Annotated in this window: 19 protein-coding genes; 17 read left to right on the forward strand and 2 right to left on the reverse strand. The window is 70.9% G+C overall.

The features are described from left to right. Positions 1–54 precede the first annotated feature (54 nt). Both A5681_RS25395 and A5681_RS25400 read left to right on the forward strand, forming a co-directional pair. Complete coding sequence (locus tag A5681_RS25395) at positions 55–1407, forward strand: replication-associated recombination protein A (protein WP_067282504.1); 1353 nt, start codon at positions 55–57, stop codon at positions 1405–1407. Continuing rightward, positions 1404–1739 carry a hypothetical protein gene (locus tag A5681_RS25400; protein WP_067282507.1) on the forward strand — a complete coding sequence of 112 codons (336 nt, stop codon included), beginning with the start codon at positions 1404–1406 and terminating at the stop codon, positions 1737–1739. Before A5681_RS25395 ends, A5681_RS25400 begins: the two co-directional genes overlap by 4 nt. Before the next feature lie 42 nt (positions 1740–1781). Here the strand turns inward: A5681_RS25400 and A5681_RS25405 are convergent, their stop codons facing one another. Then, positions 1782–2405, reverse strand: coding sequence for a hypothetical protein (locus A5681_RS25405; protein WP_067282510.1), 624 nt, complete (start codon positions 2403–2405; stop codon positions 1782–1784). 171 nt (positions 2406–2576) lie between these two features. Between A5681_RS25405 and A5681_RS25410 the strand changes: the two genes are divergently transcribed. The 10 genes from A5681_RS25410 to aroQ all read left to right on the forward strand — a co-directional run bounded on the left by A5681_RS25410 (position 2577) and on the right by aroQ (position 12073). After that, a complete protein-coding gene (locus tag A5681_RS25410; protein WP_197498726.1) occupies positions 2577–2966 on the forward strand; it encodes a secondary thiamine-phosphate synthase enzyme YjbQ in 390 nt (129 codons plus the stop codon). A gap of 81 nt (positions 2967–3047) precedes the next feature. Next, positions 3048–5753, forward strand: a complete 2706-nt coding sequence (gene alaS / locus A5681_RS25415; protein ID WP_067282514.1) for an alanine--tRNA ligase — start codon at positions 3048–3050, stop codon at positions 5751–5753. Beyond that, positions 5754–6263 carry a Holliday junction resolvase RuvX gene (gene ruvX, locus A5681_RS25420; protein ID WP_067282516.1) on the forward strand — a complete coding sequence of 170 codons (510 nt, stop codon included), beginning with the start codon at positions 5754–5756 and terminating at the stop codon, positions 6261–6263. Further along, a complete protein-coding gene (locus A5681_RS25425; protein WP_067282519.1) occupies positions 6256–7497 on the forward strand; it encodes an endolytic transglycosylase MltG in 1242 nt (413 codons plus the stop codon). Before ruvX ends, A5681_RS25425 begins: the two co-directional genes overlap by 8 nt. Next, positions 7484–8305: a shikimate dehydrogenase gene (locus A5681_RS25430; RefSeq protein ID WP_419866356.1), complete on the forward strand. Its 822-nt coding sequence runs from the start codon at positions 7484–7486 to the stop codon at positions 8303–8305. The genes A5681_RS25425 and A5681_RS25430 overlap by 14 nt, the downstream gene beginning before the upstream one ends. An 11-nt stretch (positions 8306–8316) precedes the next feature. Next, positions 8317–8751 (forward strand): prepilin peptidase, encoded by a 435-nt coding sequence (locus tag A5681_RS25435; protein ID WP_067282525.1) that lies wholly within the window; start codon positions 8317–8319, stop codon positions 8749–8751. Positions 8752–8806: 55 nt separating this feature from the next. Beyond that, positions 8807–10012 (forward strand): chorismate synthase, encoded by a 1206-nt coding sequence (gene aroC, locus A5681_RS25440; protein WP_067282528.1) that lies wholly within the window; start codon positions 8807–8809, stop codon positions 10010–10012. Further along, the gene (locus tag A5681_RS25445; protein ID WP_067282533.1) at positions 10012–10548 is read left to right on the forward strand and encodes a shikimate kinase; all 537 of its coding nucleotides are present in this window, start codon (positions 10012–10014) and stop codon (positions 10546–10548) included. The genes aroC and A5681_RS25445 overlap by 1 nt, the downstream gene beginning before the upstream one ends. Next, a complete protein-coding gene (gene aroB / locus A5681_RS25450; protein WP_067282536.1) occupies positions 10545–11636 on the forward strand; it encodes a 3-dehydroquinate synthase in 1092 nt (363 codons plus the stop codon). Before A5681_RS25445 ends, aroB begins: the two co-directional genes overlap by 4 nt. Continuing rightward, positions 11633–12073: a type II 3-dehydroquinate dehydratase gene (gene aroQ, locus A5681_RS25455; protein WP_067282539.1), complete on the forward strand. Its 441-nt coding sequence runs from the start codon at positions 11633–11635 to the stop codon at positions 12071–12073. The genes aroB and aroQ overlap by 4 nt, the downstream gene beginning before the upstream one ends. Here the strand turns inward: aroQ and A5681_RS25460 are convergent. Beyond that, the gene (locus A5681_RS25460) at positions 12070–12753 is read right to left on the reverse strand and encodes a B-4DMT family transporter (RefSeq protein WP_082968541.1); all 684 of its coding nucleotides are present in this window, start codon (positions 12751–12753) and stop codon (positions 12070–12072) included. The genes aroQ and A5681_RS25460 overlap by 4 nt on opposite strands. A 33-nt stretch (positions 12754–12786) precedes the next feature. Here A5681_RS25460 and A5681_RS25465 point away from each other — a divergent pair, with 33 nt between their 5' ends. The 5 genes from A5681_RS25465 to A5681_RS25485 all read left to right on the forward strand — a co-directional run bounded on the left by A5681_RS25465 (position 12787) and on the right by A5681_RS25485 (position 15774). Beyond that, positions 12787–13905, forward strand: a complete 1119-nt coding sequence (locus A5681_RS25465) for a M24 family metallopeptidase (protein ID WP_067282546.1) — start codon at positions 12787–12789, stop codon at positions 13903–13905. Between the two features lie 50 nt (positions 13906–13955). Next, on the forward strand, positions 13956–14177 hold the full coding sequence (locus A5681_RS25470; protein ID WP_067282549.1) for a hypothetical protein: 222 nt from the start codon (positions 13956–13958) through the stop codon (positions 14175–14177). Positions 14178–14315: 138 nt separating this feature from the next. Next, the gene (efp, locus tag A5681_RS25475; RefSeq protein WP_067282552.1) at positions 14316–14879 is read left to right on the forward strand and encodes an elongation factor P; all 564 of its coding nucleotides are present in this window, start codon (positions 14316–14318) and stop codon (positions 14877–14879) included. Beyond that, complete coding sequence (nusB, locus tag A5681_RS25480; RefSeq protein ID WP_067282555.1) at positions 14876–15373, forward strand: transcription antitermination factor NusB; 498 nt, start codon at positions 14876–14878, stop codon at positions 15371–15373. The genes efp and nusB overlap by 4 nt, the downstream gene beginning before the upstream one ends. After that, on the forward strand, positions 15370–15774 hold the full coding sequence (locus tag A5681_RS25485) for an antitermination protein NusB (protein WP_067282559.1): 405 nt from the start codon (positions 15370–15372) through the stop codon (positions 15772–15774). The genes nusB and A5681_RS25485 overlap by 4 nt, the downstream gene beginning before the upstream one ends. The last annotated feature ends 5 nt before the right edge of the window (positions 15775–15779 follow it).

Genomic DNA, 15779 nt, shown 5'->3' on the forward strand with positions numbered 1-15779 from the left:
CACACGGGAACTTAGCAAAGATGTCGAGGCGGCGCCCGGATTCGTTTTCGTGGTATGCCTGAAGCCGTGTCCGACGGTCTTTTTGACCTGCCCGGCGCGGCGCCGACGAGCGATCACGGCCTGGGCGTGTCGGCCGGTGCGCCGCTGGCGGTGCGCATGCGGCCGGCCTCGCTGGACGAGGTCGTCGGCCAGGAGCACCTGCTGGCGCCCGGGTCGCCGCTGCGCCGCCTGGTCGAGGGGTCGGGTGTCGCGTCGGCCATCCTCTACGGGCCGCCCGGCAGCGGCAAGACCACGCTGGCCGCGCTGATCTCCCAGGCGACCGGCCGCCGGTTCGAGGCCCTGTCGGCGCTGTCGGCCGGGGTCAAAGATGTGCGCGCCGTCATCGACCAGGCGCGGCGCGCCCTCCTGCACGGCGAGCAGACGGTGCTGTTCATCGACGAGGTGCACCGCTTCTCCAAGACCCAGCAGGACGCGCTGCTGTCCGCCGTGGAGAACCGGGTGGTGTTGCTGGTCGCGGCGACCACCGAGAACCCGTCGTTTTCGGTGGTGGCGCCGCTGCTGTCCCGCTCGCTGATTCTGCAGCTGCGCCCGCTGAGCGCCGAGGGCATCCGCGCCGTGGTGCAGCGCGCGATCGACGATCCCCGCGGGCTGGGCGGCCGCGTCGCGGTCACGCCCGACGCGGTCGACCTGCTGGTGCGGCTGGCCGCCGGCGACGCCCGGCGGGCGCTGACCGCGCTGGAGGTCGCCGCCGAAGCCACCGAATCGGTGACCGTCGAGACCATCGAGCAGTCGCTGGACAAGGCCGCGGTGCGCTACGACCGCGACGGCGACCAGCACTACGACGTCATCAGCGCCTTCATCAAGTCGGTGCGCGGCTCCGACGTCGACGCGGCGCTGCACTACCTGGCCCGCATGCTCGTCGCCGGCGAGGACCCGCGGTTCCTCGCGCGCCGGCTGATGATCCTGGCCAGCGAGGACATCGGCATGGCCGATCCGAGCGCGCTGCAGATCGCGGTGGCGGCCGCCCAGACCGTGCAGCTGATCGGCATGCCCGAGGCGCAGCTGACGCTCGCGCACGCCACCATCCACCTGGCCACCGCGCCCAAGTCGAATTCCGTCACCACCGCGCTGGCCGCGGCGATGGACGACATCAAGGCGGGCAAGGCGGGCCTGGTGCCGCCGCACCTGCGCGACGGGCACTATTCCGGCGCGGCGGCGCTAGGACACGCGCAGGGTTACCAGTACTCGCACAACGATCCCGACGGTGTCCTGGCCCAGCAATATCCGCCGGACGAGTTGGTGGGCGTGGACTACTACCGGCCGGCCGGCCGCGGCGGCGAGCGGGAGATGGCGGGGCGGCTGGAGCGGTTGCGGGCGATCATCCGTGGGAAGCGGGGGCGATCATGAGGACTTTCACCGACGAGGAGATGGGCCGGCTGCTGGCCACCACCCAGGCCTACAGCGTCGTCATCCTCAAGCAGGGCCCGCGGTTCGGCGACGAGACCACACCGGGCACCGTGTGGGAGCACGGGCGGCGTAACTTCGGCCTGCGCGACGACGGCGTCATGCCGATCGTGTTGCCGGTCACCGACGGCTCCGAGGTCTGCGGCATCGCGGTATTCGCGGCCTCGGTCGACGACACCGCGGCGATCATGGCCGACGATCCGGGCGTGGCCGCGGGCGTGTTCAGCTTCGAGGTGCACCCCTGCCGCGGATTCCCGGGCGACGCGCTGCCCTAGCGGGTCGAGTGTGCTGGCCGCACGCTCGGCGAAAACCCCGCGCTAGACCAGCTCGGGCACCCGCAGCTGGGCGATCGCCAACTCGAATTCGGCCACGTCGATCACCTCGGCGCCCAGCTCGCGGACGCGCCTGCTGCGCAACTCGTTCGCCCGGTCGCTGTTGCGGGCCATCGCCTCCATCGAGTCGAACGTCGAGCACGACACCGCGCGCCGGCATGCCGGATGGTCGACCAACAGGCTGGCGCTGCAGAACCCCTCGAGCTCCTCCAACTCGGGCAGCACCGAGGACCGGTAGAAGTCCAGGGACCGGGTGAGCTGGTCCGGCACCACCTTGAGCCAGGTGGCCCGCACGCAGGCCCCCCGCCGGGACGGATGGTCGCGGTGCAGCAAAGCGATGTCCCATTCCTCGACCCGTGCGCTGCCGTCGAACATCAGCGCGGCCCGATCGCGAATCGGGGCGACCCGTTCGGCGCTGGCGCGCATCGCGTCGATGCTGTCCCACGAGCTGGTGGCGATGCAGGTCCCGGACTGCCGGTCGACCAACAACGACAGCCCGACACACCCGTCGATTTCCGTGAGGGCTGGCATGACGACATCGCGAACGTGCGCGATTCCGATGTCGACCGCTAAGGGTTGCGCCTGGATGGTGGTAGAGCGTGCGTACACGGCCGCCTCCTCTGTAGGGGCTTGTATCGAAGGGGCCAGGGCGCGCCACCGGCCCCACCAGTTACCTTCCTCCTGCCCGTTGCACGCCGCAATGCCCAAATGTGGTCGCGCTCACAAACGATTGGCTGGTCGCAACATGTGCGCCGTAGGCTGGTCGGGATGCATACCGACGTGCTGGACGTGGACACTTCCCGGCGCCGCATCGTCGATCTGACCGAGGCGGTGCGGGGCTTCTGCTGGTCGAGGGGCGACGGCCTGTGCAACGTGTTCGTGCCGCACGCGACGGCCGGCGTTGCCATCATCGAGACCGGGGCCGGCTCCGACGACGACCTGCTCGACACGCTGGAACGGCTGCTGCCGCGCGACGACCGGTATCGGCACTCGCACGGCTCGCCGGGCCATGGGGCGGACCACGTGATGCCGGCGCTGGTCGCGCCGTCGGTGACCGTGCCGGTCTCCGGCGGCGAGCCGATGCTGGGCACCTGGCAAAGCATCGTGCTGGTCGATTTGAACCGGGACAACCCACAACGCTCGGTGCGGCTGAGCTTTCTGGAGGGTTAGCGGCCCGGTAGCCAGCTACTCCAGCGAATACGCTGGAATAGACGTTCACGCGAAAAAGCAAAAGGAAGAAGCGGACCAGAAGTGCAGACACACGAGATCAGGAAGCGTTTTCTTGATCATTTCGTGAAGGCGGGCCACACCGAGGTGCCGAGCGCATCGGTGATCCTCGACGACCCCAACCTGCTGTTCGTCAACGCGGGCATGGTCCAGTTCGTGCCGTACTTCCTGGGCGCGCGCACGCCGCCGTACTCGACGGCCACCAGCATCCAAAAGTGCATCCGCACGCCCGACATCGACGAGGTGGGCATCACCACCCGGCACAACACCTTCTTCCAGATGGCCGGCAACTTCTCGTTCGGCGACTACTTCAAGCGCCGCGCGATCGAGCTGGCCTGGACCCTGCTGACCAACGCGGTGTCCGAGGGCGGCTACGGCCTGGACCCCGAAAGAATCTGGACGACAGTCTATTTCGATGACGACGAAGCCGTGCAGCTGTGGCAGGAGATCGCCGGGCTGCCGGCCGAGCGGATCCAGCGCCGCGGCATGGAAGACAACTACTGGTCCATGGGGATCCCCGGACCGTGTGGCCCGTCGTCGGAGATCTACTACGACCGCGGCGAAGAGTTCGGCGTCGGTGGCGGACCGGTCGCCAACGAAGACCGCTACATCGAGATCTGGAACCTCGTGTTCATGCAGAACGAACGCGGCGAGGGTACCGGTAAGACCGACTTCGAAATCCTCGGCCCCTTGCCGCGCAAGAACATTGACACCGGCATGGGCGTCGAGCGGGTCGCGTTCATCCTGCAGGGCGTGCACAACGTGTACGAGACCGACCTGCTGAGGCCGGTCATCGACGCCGTCGCCGCCCGCGCGCCGCGCGGTTATGACGTGGGCAACCACGACGACGATGTGCGCTACCGGGTCATCGCCGACCACAGCCGCACGGCCGCGATCCTGATCAGCGACGGCGTCACGCCCGGCAACGACGGCCGCGGCTACGTGCTGCGCCGGCTGCTGCGCCGGGTGATCCGGTCGGCCAAGCTGCTCGACATCGACGGGCCCATCGTCGGCGAGTTGATGACCACCGTGCGCGACGCGATGGGGCCGTCATACCCCGAACTGGTCGCCGACTTCTCCCGGATCAAGCGCATCGCCGTCGCGGAAGAGACCGCGTTCAACCGCACGCTGGCCGCCGGCTCGAAGCTGTTCGACGAGGTGGCCGGCACCACCAAAGCCGCGGGGGCCAAAGCGATCTCGGGCTCGGACGCCTTCACGTTGCACGACACCTACGGCTTCCCGATCGAGCTGACCCTGGAGATGGCCTCCGAGGCCGGCCTGCAGGTCGACGAGATCGGCTTCCGGGAACTGATGGCCGAGCAGCGCCGCCGCGCCAAGGCGGACGCCGCCGCCCGCAAGCACGCCCACGCCGACCTGAGCGCCTACCGCGAGCTGGTCGACGCCGGCCCCACCGAATTCACCGGGTTCGACGAATTGTCTTCCGAAGCAAGGATTCTGGGCATCTTCGTGGACGGCAAGCGGGTGCCGGTCGTCACGCACGGCTCGCAATCGGAAGGGGCCGGGGCGCAGCAAGTCGAGCTCGTCTTGGACCGCACCCCGCTCTACGCCGAGTCCGGTGGCCAGATCGCCGACGAGGGCACCATCAGCGGGACGGGCGCCGGCGTGAGCGCCCGCGCGGCGGTCACCGACGTACAGAAGATCGCGAAAACCCTGTGGGTGCACCGCGTCAACGTCGAATCCGGGGAATTCGTCGAGGGCGACACCGTGGTCGCCGCGGTCGACCCGGAATGGCGCCGGGGCGCCACCCAGGGTCACTCGGGCACCCACATGGTGCACGCCGCCCTGCGACAGGTGCTGGGCCCCAACGCCGTTCAGGCGGGATCGCTGAACCGCCCCGGCTACCTGCGTTTCGACTTCAACTGGCAGGGCCCGCTGTCCGACGAGCAGCGCACCCAGGTCGAAGAGGTCACCAATCAGGCGGTCCAGGCCGACTTCGAGGTGCACACGTTCACCGAACAACTCGAGAAGGCCAAGGCGATGGGGGCCATGGCGATGTTCGGCGAGGCCTACCCCGACGAGGTGCGGGTGGTCGAGATCGGCGGGCCGTTCTCCCTCGAGCTCTGCGGCGGCACCCACGTGCACAACTCCGCCCAGATCGGGCCGGTGACGATCCTGGGCGAATCGTCGGTCGGCTCCGGCGTGCGGCGGGTGGAGGCGTACGTCGGGCTGGACTCGTTCCGCCACCTGGCCAAGGAGCGCGCGCTGATGGCGGGGCTGGCCTCGTCGCTGAAGGTGCCGTCCGACGAGGTGCCCGCGCGGGTGGCCAGCCTGGTGGAGCGGCTCAAGGCCGCCGAGAAGGAACTCGAACGGGCCCGGCTGGTGAGTGCGCGCGCCGCCGCGACCAACGCCGCCGCCGGCGCGGAACGTATCGGTAACGTCCGTGTGGTGGCGCAACGCATGTCGGCGGGGATGACGGCCGGCGACCTGCGCTCCCTGGTGGGCGACATCCGCGGCAAGCTGGGCAGCGACCCCGCCGTGGTGGCGCTGATCGCGGAGGGCGAGGGCGGCAGCGTGCCCTACGCGGTCGCCGCCAACCCGGCCGCCCAGGACCTCGGGCTGCGCGCCAACGACCTGATCAAGCAGCTCGCCGCGACCGTCGACGGCCGCGGCGGGGGCAAGCCGGACCTGGCGCAGGGATCCGGAAAGGACCCCAGCCGCATCGACGCGGCGCTGGAGGCGGTCCGCTCCGAGATAGCGCGGGTCGGCTGAGTGGGCCCAGCACAGCATCGCGTGCCCGACCGGCCCGGCGACCCTGACCAGGATCCCGGGCGGGGGCGGCGGCTCGGCATCGACGTCGGCAGCGTGCGCATCGGCGTCGCGTGCAGCGACCCCGACGGCATCCTGGCCACCCCGGTGGAAACCGTGCGCCGCGACCGTTCCGGCAAACACGTGCGCCGGCTGGCTGAGCTGGCCGCCGAGCTCGGGGCCGTCGAGGTCGTCGTCGGATTGCCGCGCACCCTGGCCGACCGCACCGGCCCGTCGGCTCTCGACGCGATGGAGCTCGCCGACACGCTGGCCCAGCGGATCGCCCCCACGCCCGTGCGGCTGGCCGACGAGCGCCTGACCACCGTCAGCGCGCAGCGCTCGCTGCGCGCGGCCGGCGTCCGCGCCCGCGAACAGCGGGCGGTGATCGACCAGGCCGCCGCGGTGGCCATCCTGCAGAGCTGGCTGGACCAGCGCCGCGCCACCCTGACGGCCGGGGAGCCCGCCGATGGTTGACAGCGCACGGCGGCAACGCGCCGAGCCCGAAGCGGTCGGTTCGTCGCGGAAGGGCAGCCGCGTCGCCCGGAACCGCGCCGAGCGGGGGCGACGCCGGCGGCGATTCGCCGGCAAGATCGTGCTCGCGGTCGTCGCCGTCGTCGTGCTGGTCGGGGTGTTCGTCGGGGCCAAGCTGTGGCACACGGTGTTCGGGGCGGGCGACGACTACGCCGGAAACGGCAAGCAGGACATCGTGATTCAGATCAAGGACGGCGACTCGACCACCATGGTCGGGGAGACGTTGCAGCACGAGCAGGTGGTCAAGACCGTCCGGGCATTCGTCAACGCCGCGCACGGCAACAGCAAAATCTCCTCGATCCAGCCCGGCTTCTACCGGATGCGCACCGAGATCCCGGCGGCCGACGCCGTCACGCGGCTGGCCGACCCGAGCAGCCGGGTTGGCCGGCTGGTCATCCCGGAGGGCCGTCAGCTCGACGACACCACCGACATGAAGACGAACGTTGTGACCCCCGGGATCCTGACGCTGATCTCGCGGGCCACCTGCGTGACCCTGGACGGCAGCCAGCACTGCATCGCGGTGGAGGAACTGCGGGCCGCGGCGACCAACAGCACACCCGCCGCGCTGGCGGTGCCGCCCTGGGCCGTCGAACCCTTCACCGAGCTCGGCAAGGACCATCGCCGGATCGAGGGGCTGATCGCGCCGGGAACCTTCAACGTCGACCCCTCCGCCTCGGCCGAGACCATCCTGTCGAGCCTCATCAGCGCCGGGGCCGTCGAGTACATGAAATCCGGGTTGGTGGACACCGCCCAGGCCATGGGCCTGTCGCCGTACGACATCCTGGTGGTGGCGTCGCTGGTGCAACAGGAATCCAAGTCGCAGGACTTCGCCAAGGTCGCACAGGTGATCTACAACCGCCTGCACGCCCACCACACCCTGGAATTCGACTCGACGGTCAACTACCCGCTGGACCGCAGGGAGGTGGCCACCACCGACGCCGACCGGGCCCAGAAGACGCCCTGGAACACCTACGTGTCGCAGGGGCTGCCCGCGACGGCGATCTGTTCGCCCGGCGTCGACGCGCTGCGCGCCGCCGAGCATCCCGAGCCCGGCGACTGGCTGTACTTCGTCACCATCGACGCCCAGGGGACGACGCTGTTCACCAAGGATTATCAGCAGCATCTGGCCAACATCGAGCTGGCTAAGCGCAACGGTGTCCTCGATAGCGCGCGCTGACGGCGGACCCCGCAAAGCGGCGGTGCTCGGCAAGCCGATCGCCCACTCGAAGTCACCGCAGCTGCATCTGGCCGCCTACCGGGCGCTGGGCCTGCCGGACTGGACCTACGACCGCATCGAATGTGACGCCGGGCTGCTGCCCGCCGTCGTCGGCGGGTTCGGGCCCGAATGGGTCGGGGTGTCGGTGACGATGCCGGGCAAGTTCGCCGCGCTGCGCTTCGCCGACGAGCGCACCGAACGTGCCGAGCGGGTGGGATCGGCCAACACTCTGGTGCGCACGCCGACCGGCTGGCGGGCCGACAACACCGACATCGACGGCGTCGCGGGGGCGCTGGCGGCACACGGGGGAGCGGGCGGCCCGGCGCTGGTGTGCGGGTCGGGCGGCACCGCACCGGCGGCCGTCCTGGGGCTGGCCCAGCTGGGCGTCACCGCGATCACCGTGGTCGCGCGCAACCCCGACAAGGCCGCCCGGCTGGTGGACCTGGGCACCGGGGTCGGGGTCCCGACGTGGTTCGTCAACATCGACGACGACGCCGGCCTGCGCGCGGCCGTGGCCGCCGCGGAGGTGCTGGTCAGCACGATCCCTGCGGACGTCGCGGCGCGCTACGCGGGCACGCTCGCGGCCGTCCCGGTCCTGCTCGACGCCGTCTACGACCCCTGGCCCACGCCGCTGGCGGCCGCGGTGGCCGACGCCGGCGGCCACGTGATCAGTGGCGTGCAGATGCTGCTGCACCAGGCGTTCACCCAAGTCGAGCTATTCACAGGGCTGCCGGCGCCGCGGGAGGCCATGGCCGCCGCCCTGGGCTAACGTCGCGCCGCATGCGGATGACGGCGGCGGTCGTGGTGCTGGTCTGGCTGGCCGTGCTGAGCGGCTGCGACGTCCGCCGGCGCCGGCTGCCGAACGCGCTGACGCTGCCCGGGGCCGCGGTGATCCTGCTGGTGGCCACGCTGGCCGGCCGCGGCTGGCCCGCGCTCGCCGGGGCGACGGCGCTGACCGCGATCTATCTGCTGGTGCACGCGTTCGCCCCGGCCGGGATGGGCGCCGGCGACGTCAAACTGGCGATCGGCCTCGGGGCGCTCGCCGGCTGCTTCGGCGCCGGGGTGTGGTTCCTCTCCGCGCTAGCCGCGCCGCTGCTGACCGTGGCGTGCGCGCTGGCGGGCCGCTTGTTCGGCGGCGCGGGCGACGGGTCGCTGCCGCACGGCCCGTCGATGTGCGTTGCCACCGCCGCCGCAATCGGCCTGGTTCTCGGGTGAACGGCCGGCACTTGCGGATTTAAGCCCGCCCGGGCGCACATGGGAGAATGTCCGGGTGTTGCGTTGGATCACCGCCGGAGAGTCGCATGGCCGTGCGTTGGTGGCCATGCTCGAAGGCATGGTCGCCGGCGTGGAGGTCACCTCCACCGATATCGCCGACCAATTGGCCCGCCGCCGGCTCGGTTACGGCCGCGGCGCGCGGATGAAGTTCGAGCGCGACGCGGTGACGGTGCTGTCCGGGGTCCGCCACGGCATCACGCTGGGTGGCCCCATCGCGATCGAGATCGGCAACACCGAGTGGCCCAAGTGGGAGACCGTGATGGCCGCCGACCCGGTCGACCCCGCGGAGCTGGCCAACATCGCGCGCAACGAACCGCTCACCCGGCCGCGGCCCGGCCACGCCGACTACGCCGGGATGCTCAAGTACGGTTTCGACGACGCCCGCCCGGTCCTGGAACGGGCCAGCGCCCGGGAGACCGCCGCCCGCGTCGCGGTGGGCACGGTCGCGCGGTCCTTCCTGCGCCAGGCGCTCGGCGTGGACGTGCTCTCCCACGTCATCGCGATCGGCCCGTCGGCGCCCTACGACGGCCCCCCGCCGCGCCCGGAAGACCTGCCCGCGATCGACGACAGTCCCGTGCGCGCCTTCGACAAGGGCGCCGAGGAAGCGATGATCGCCGAGATCGAGGCGGCCAAGAAGGACGGCGACACCCTCGGCGGCGTGGTCGAGGTGGTGGCGCTGGGCCTTCCGGTGGGCCTCGGCTCCTTCACCAGCGGCGACAACCGCCTGGACAGCCAGCTCGCGGCCGCCGTGATGGGCATCCAGGCCATCAAGGGCGTGGAGATCGGCGACGGCTTCGAAACGGCGCGCCGCCGCGGCAGCCGCGCGCACGACGAGATGTACCCCGGGCCCGACGGCGTGGTCCGCTCGACGAACCGCGCCGGCGGGCTGGAGGGCGGCATGACCAACGGCCAGCCGCTGCGGGTGCGGGCCGCGATGAAGCCCATCTCCACCGTGCCGCGGGCGCTGGCCACCGTCGACATGGCGACCGGCGACGAGGCCGTCGCCATCCACCAGCGCTCGGACGTGTGCGCGGTGCCCGCCGCCGGCGTGGTCGTCGAAGCCATGGTGGCGTTGGTGCTCGCCCGCGCCGCGCTGGAGAAGTTCGGCGGCGACTCGCTCACCGAAACCCGCCGCAACATCGAGGCGTACCAGCGCGCGGTCGCCGACCGGGAAGCGCCGGCCGCCCGGGGGACCGCGTAATGGCGCCCAGGGCCGTGCTCGTCGGGCTGCCGGGCTCGGGCAAGTCCACCATCGGGCGCCGCCTGGCTAAGGCGCTCGGCGTCGAGTTCCTCGACACCGACGCGGCGATCGAGCAGCGGACCGGGCGCAGCATCGCCGACATCTTCGCCACCGACGGCGAGCAGGAGTTCCGCCGTATCGAGGAGGACGCGGTGCGTGCCGCGCTGGCCGACCACGACGGCGTCGTGTCGCTCGGCGGCGGTGCGGTGACCAGCCCGGGGGTCTGCGAGGCGCTCGCCGGCCACACGGTCATCTACCTGGAGATCAGCGCCAGCGAAGGCGTGCGGCGCACCGGCGGCAACGCCGTGCGCCCTCTGCTCGCCGGACCCGACCGCGCGGAGAAATTCCGCGCGCTGATGGCCTCGCGGGTCCCGCTCTACCGGCGCGTGTCGACGATCCGCGTCGACACCAATCGCCGCAATCCCGGTGCGGTGGTGCGCTACATCGTGTCTCGGCTGCAGACCCCCGAGAACGCTCACGCGGAGGCCGCGACATGACCGCGCCGGTCACCGTCGAGGTGGCCGTCGACCCGCCCTACCCTGTGATCATCGGCACCGACCTGGGCGACCAGCTGGTCGAGCTGCTCTGCGACCGGCACCGGGTGGCGGTCGTGCATCAACCGGTGCTGGCGCACACCGCCGAAGCGATCCGAAGCCGCTTGGCGGACAAGGGCGTTGACGCGCACCGCATCGAAATCCCGGACGCCGAAGCCGGCAAGGACCTGCCGGTCGTGGCATTCCTCTGGGAAGTGTTCGGCCGCATCGGCATTGACCGCAAAGACGCGGTGGTCAGCCTGGGCGGCGGCGCCGCCACCGACGTCGCCGGGTTCGCGGCCGCCACCTGGCTGCGCGGAGTCGACGTGGTCCACATTCCCACCACGCTGCTCGGCATGGTCGACGCAGCCGTCGGCGGCAAGACCGGCATCAACACCGACGCGGGCAAGAACCTGGTGGGCGCGTTTCATCAGCCGCTGGCGGTGCTGGTCGACCTGGCAACCCTGGAAACGTTGCCGCACAACGAACTCGTCGCCGGAATGGCCGAGGTCGTCAAGACCGGTTTCATCGCCGACCCCGCGATCCTCGACCTCATCGAAGCCGACCCGCAAGCCGCCGTGAACCCCACCGGCGACGTGCTCCCCGAACTGGTCCGGCGCTCGATCGCCGTCAAGGCGAAGGTGGTCGCCGCCGACGAGAAAGAGTCGGAACTGCGCGAAATCCTCAACTACGGCCACACCTTGGCGCATGCGATCGAGCGCCGGGAACGCTACGAGTGGCGCCACGGCGCCGCGGTGTCGGTGGGCTTGGTCTTCGCCGCGGAGCTGGCCCGCCTCGCGGGCCGGCTCGACGACGCGACCGCGCAACGCCACCGCACCGTCCTGGCGGCGCTGGGGCTGCCGGTCAGCTACGACGCCGACGCCTTGCCGCAGTTGCTGGAATACATGGCCCAGGACAAGAAGTCGCGTGCCGGTGTGCTCAGATTCGTCGTCCTCGACGGGCTGGCCAAGCCGGGGCGGCTGGCCGGGCCCGACCCGTCGCTGCTGGCGGCGGCGTACGCGGGGTTGTCAGAAGAAGAAGGGGCCGGATGACCACCACCGTCAACGTCATCAACGGCCCGAACCTGGGTCGGCTGGGTCGCCGCGAGCCCGAGGTCTACGGGGACACCACGCACGACGAACTGGCCGCACTCATCGAGCGGGAGGCCACCGCCCTGGGCCTGAAAGCCCTTGTGCGCCAGAGTGATAGCGAAGGCCAGCTGCTGGACTGGATCCATGCGGCCGCCGACGCCGGCGAGCCGGTGATCCTCAACGCCGGCGGCCTCACCCACACATCGGTGGCGCTGCGCGACGCGTGCGCCGAGTTGCGCGCGCCCCTGATCGAGGTGCACATCTCCAATGTGCATGCGCGCGAGGAGTTTCGGCGCCACTCGTACCTGAGCCCCGTGGCCACGGGAGTGATCGTCGGGTTGGGAATTCAGGGCTACCTGCTCGCCCTGCGCTACCTGGCGGAAGCCGCCAAGGGCTAGTCCTTCTTGGGCTCCGCGCCCGGCTTCGTGGCATCGTCGCCGCCGTCGGTGCGGATCACTTCGGTCTTCGGCTCGTGGTCGGCCGCGGTGTGGATCGTCTCCGTCGGCGCGTCACGCTCGGCCGTGGCGACCGAAGCGGTCCGCTCCTCGTGCTGGGCTCCCGCGGTGGGAATCTCACCGGTCGGCGCGTCGTCACCGCGCACCGCGGAGAACACGTCGGTGTCGGCGCGCTCGTCGTCCGCTGCCTTCTGCCGGGGCGGGGGATTGCGGTCCACCCGCCAACGGCCGATCGTCACGCCGATGATCCCGGGCAGGAACACGCACAGGGCGGTGAACGCCGCGAACGTCGTCACCTCGTTAATCAGCCCACCGGTGTAGAGGCCGTTGTACACCAGCGCGATCAGCCACGAGACCGCACCGGACAAGACGCCGGCCACCAGGCCGGCCAGCAGCCAGGTCATCGCCAGGTCGCCCCGCCGGTCCGGGTCGGGGTTGGCTTTCGCGTCGGCCCGGCCGTCGAGCACCCCCCACACGGCTACGCCGATGATGAACAACAGGAGCAGCACCACGCTGAAGAGCCCGGCCTGCGTCTGCCACGCGTTGATCAACGCGCCCTGCAACAAGCGAACGACTACCATCGCCGCGGCGTATACCAATCCGCGCAGCATCCAGGACCTCATGGGCAATCAGCGTAGCGAGTACCGTCAAGGGTCGTGACACATTCTCAGCGTCGGGACAACCTGAAAGCGCAAATCAGTGCCAGCGGACTGGACGCGATGCTGGTCAGCGACCTGAACAACGTGCGCTACCTGTCCGGTTTCACCGGGTCGAACGGCGCGTTGCTGGTGTTCGCCGACGATCGCGACCCCGTGCTGGCCACCGACGGCCGGTACCGCACCCAGGCGGCCGAGCAGGCGCAGGGGCTCGAGATCGCCATCGAACGCGCCCTCGGGCGCTACCTGGTCGGCCGCGCCTCCGACGACGGGGTCGGGAAGCTGGGCTTCGAGAGCAACGTGGTGACCGTCGACGCCTTCGACGCGCTGACCGGCGAACTCGGCGAGCGCAAGGCGGACACCGAACTGATGCGCGCCGCCGGGACCGTCGAGGCGCTGCGGGAAATCAAGGACGACGGCGAGGTGGCGCTGCTGCGGTTGGCCTGCGAGGCGGCCGACGCCGCCCTGGCCGATCTGGTGGAGCGCGGCGGCCTGCGGCCGGGCCGAACCGAGCGGGAGGTGAGCCGGGAGCTCGAGGCGCTGATGCTCGACCACGGCGCCGACGCGATCTCGTTCGAGACCATCGTGGCCGCCGGGCCGAATTCGGCGATTCCGCATCACCGGCCCACCGACGCGGTGCTGGCCAGCGGCGACTTCGTCAAGATCGACTTCGGTGCGTTGGTGGCCGGCTACCACTCCGACATGACCCGCACGTTCGTGCTCGGCAAGGCCGCCGACTGGCAGCTGGAGATCTACCAGCTGGTCGCCGACGCGCAGCGGGCCGGCCGCGAGGCGCTGCGGCCGGGCGCGAGCCTGCGCGACGTCGACGGCGCGGCGCGCCAGCTGATCGTCGACGCGGGCTACGGCGAGCAGTTCGGCCACGGTCTGGGGCACGGGGTGGGGCTGCAGATCCACGAGGCGCCGGGAATCGGCGCCACCTCGACCGGCACCCTGCTGGCGGGCTCGGTGGTGACTGTCGAGCCCGGCGTCTACCTACCGGGCCGCGGCGGCGTGCGCATCGAGGACACCCTGGTCGTGCCCGACGAGGCGGCGGCGGCCCGCGGGGGCGCGCCGGAGCTGCTGACCAGGTTCCCCAAGGAGTTGGCGATCCTCGGCTAGGCCATGCGCGCCGTGGGGCGGACAACGGCCCCGGGGTAAAGTCGGGTGGCGTGAACGGGGTGGAGCCAATCGAACGTGGCCTGGCGCGCCTGCGGGATTTTCGGTGGGACTTGAACGCTCAGCCGCTGCGGGAGCTGCGGCTGGAGGTCGACATCGTGTACTTCACCGTCCCGGTGCCGTTTTCCGGCGGCAGGAAGCTCAGCGTTCCCTTCCTGACAATGATCAAGCGGGTGCCCCCTTCGCCCACCGGGCCGGCCGAGGCCGGCCCGTAACGGGAGAGCGGAAGCCGGGCTTCCCGCCGGTCATCGGCCACCCGAGGCGCGGGCGCCGGCGGCCTCCCGCTCTAGACTGACGACAAGTTGCAGACAGTCGGCGAACGACTGTCCATCCCCTAGGAGATACACCGAACCGTGGCAAGCACCGCCGACTTCAAGAACGGACTGGTGCTGGTGATCGATGGCCAGCTCTGGCAGATCGTCGAATTCCAGCACGTCAAACCCGGCAAGGGTCCCGCCTTCGTGCGCACCAAGCTCAAGAACGTGCTTTCCGGCAAGGTCGTCGACAAGACGTACAACGCCGGCGTGAAGGTGGAGACGGCCACGGTCGACCGGCGCGACACCACCTACCTGTACCGCGACGGCTCGGACTTCGTGTTCATGGACAGCCAGGACTACGAGCAGCACCCGCTGCCGGAGTCGCTGGTCGGCGACGCGGCCCGGTTCCTGCTCGAGGGCCTGCCGGTGCAGGTGGCGTTCCACAACGGGGCGCCGCTCTATATCGAGCTGCCGGTGGCCGTCGAGATGGAGGTCACCCACACCGAGCCGGGCCTGCAGGGCGACCGGTCGAGCGCCGGCACCAAGCCCGCCACCGTGGAGACCGGGGCGGAGATCCAGGTGCCGCTGTTCATCAACACCGGCGACAAGCTCAAGGTGGACACGCGCGACGGCAGCTACTTGGGGCGCGTCAACGCGTGAGCAGGCCCGTCAGGGGACGCCATCAGGCCCGCAAGCGCGCCGTTGACCTGCTGTTCGAGGCCGAGGCCCGCGGGCTGGGTCCGGCCGAGATCGTCGACCTGCGCACGGCGCTGGCCGAAGCCGACCCGGACGTGGCGCAGCTGCAGCCCTACACGGTCGCGGTGACGCGTGGCGTCGGCGAGCACGCCGCCCACATCGACGACCTGATCAGCTCGCACCTGCAGGGCTGGACGTTGGACCGGCTGCCGGCAGTGGACCGCGCCATCCTGCGGGTCGCGGTGTGGGAGCTGCTCTACGCCGACGACGTGCCGGAGCCGGTCGCCGTGGACGAGGCCGTGCAGCTGGCCAAGGAGCTGTCCACCGACGAATCGCCGGCCTTCGTCAACGGGGTGCTGGGCCAGGTCATGCTGGTGACGCCGCAGATCCGGGCGGCCGCCGCGGCGGTCCGATCCAGCGCGGCCGGCGCGCCGGAGAACGAGGAACCGCAGCGGTGAGCCGGCTGGAGCTGCGCGCCGTCATCGCGGGCTTGCTGGCCGCGACCGTGGTGTTGGGCGCCGTCGTCTGCGCCGCCTTCGGGTGGACGATCGTCGCGTCGGCCCTGGCGATCTACGCGCTCGCGGTGGGGGCGTGGCTCTACCACTGCGTCGAACGGCTGATCGTGGCCCGCCGCATCAGCACGGTTCGCAGCGCCGCCAAGCCGCTGCAGCCGCTGCTGCCGGTGATGGCCGCGATCATGGGGTTGACGCAGGCCGTGGTGCGATCGCTGTCCGACGTCACCGAGCTGCCGGCCCGGCGTTGGGACCTTCCGGTGCTGCGCTGGGTGGACGGCACGCGCGCCAACCGGCGCATCGTGGACGCCGACGGCGGCGACGACGGGATCACCGAATCGACCTGAGGCGA

Source organism: Mycobacterium scrofulaceum (assembly GCF_001667885.1).
Taxonomy (GTDB): Bacteria; Actinomycetota; Actinomycetes; order Mycobacteriales; family Mycobacteriaceae; genus Mycobacterium; species Mycobacterium scrofulaceum_C.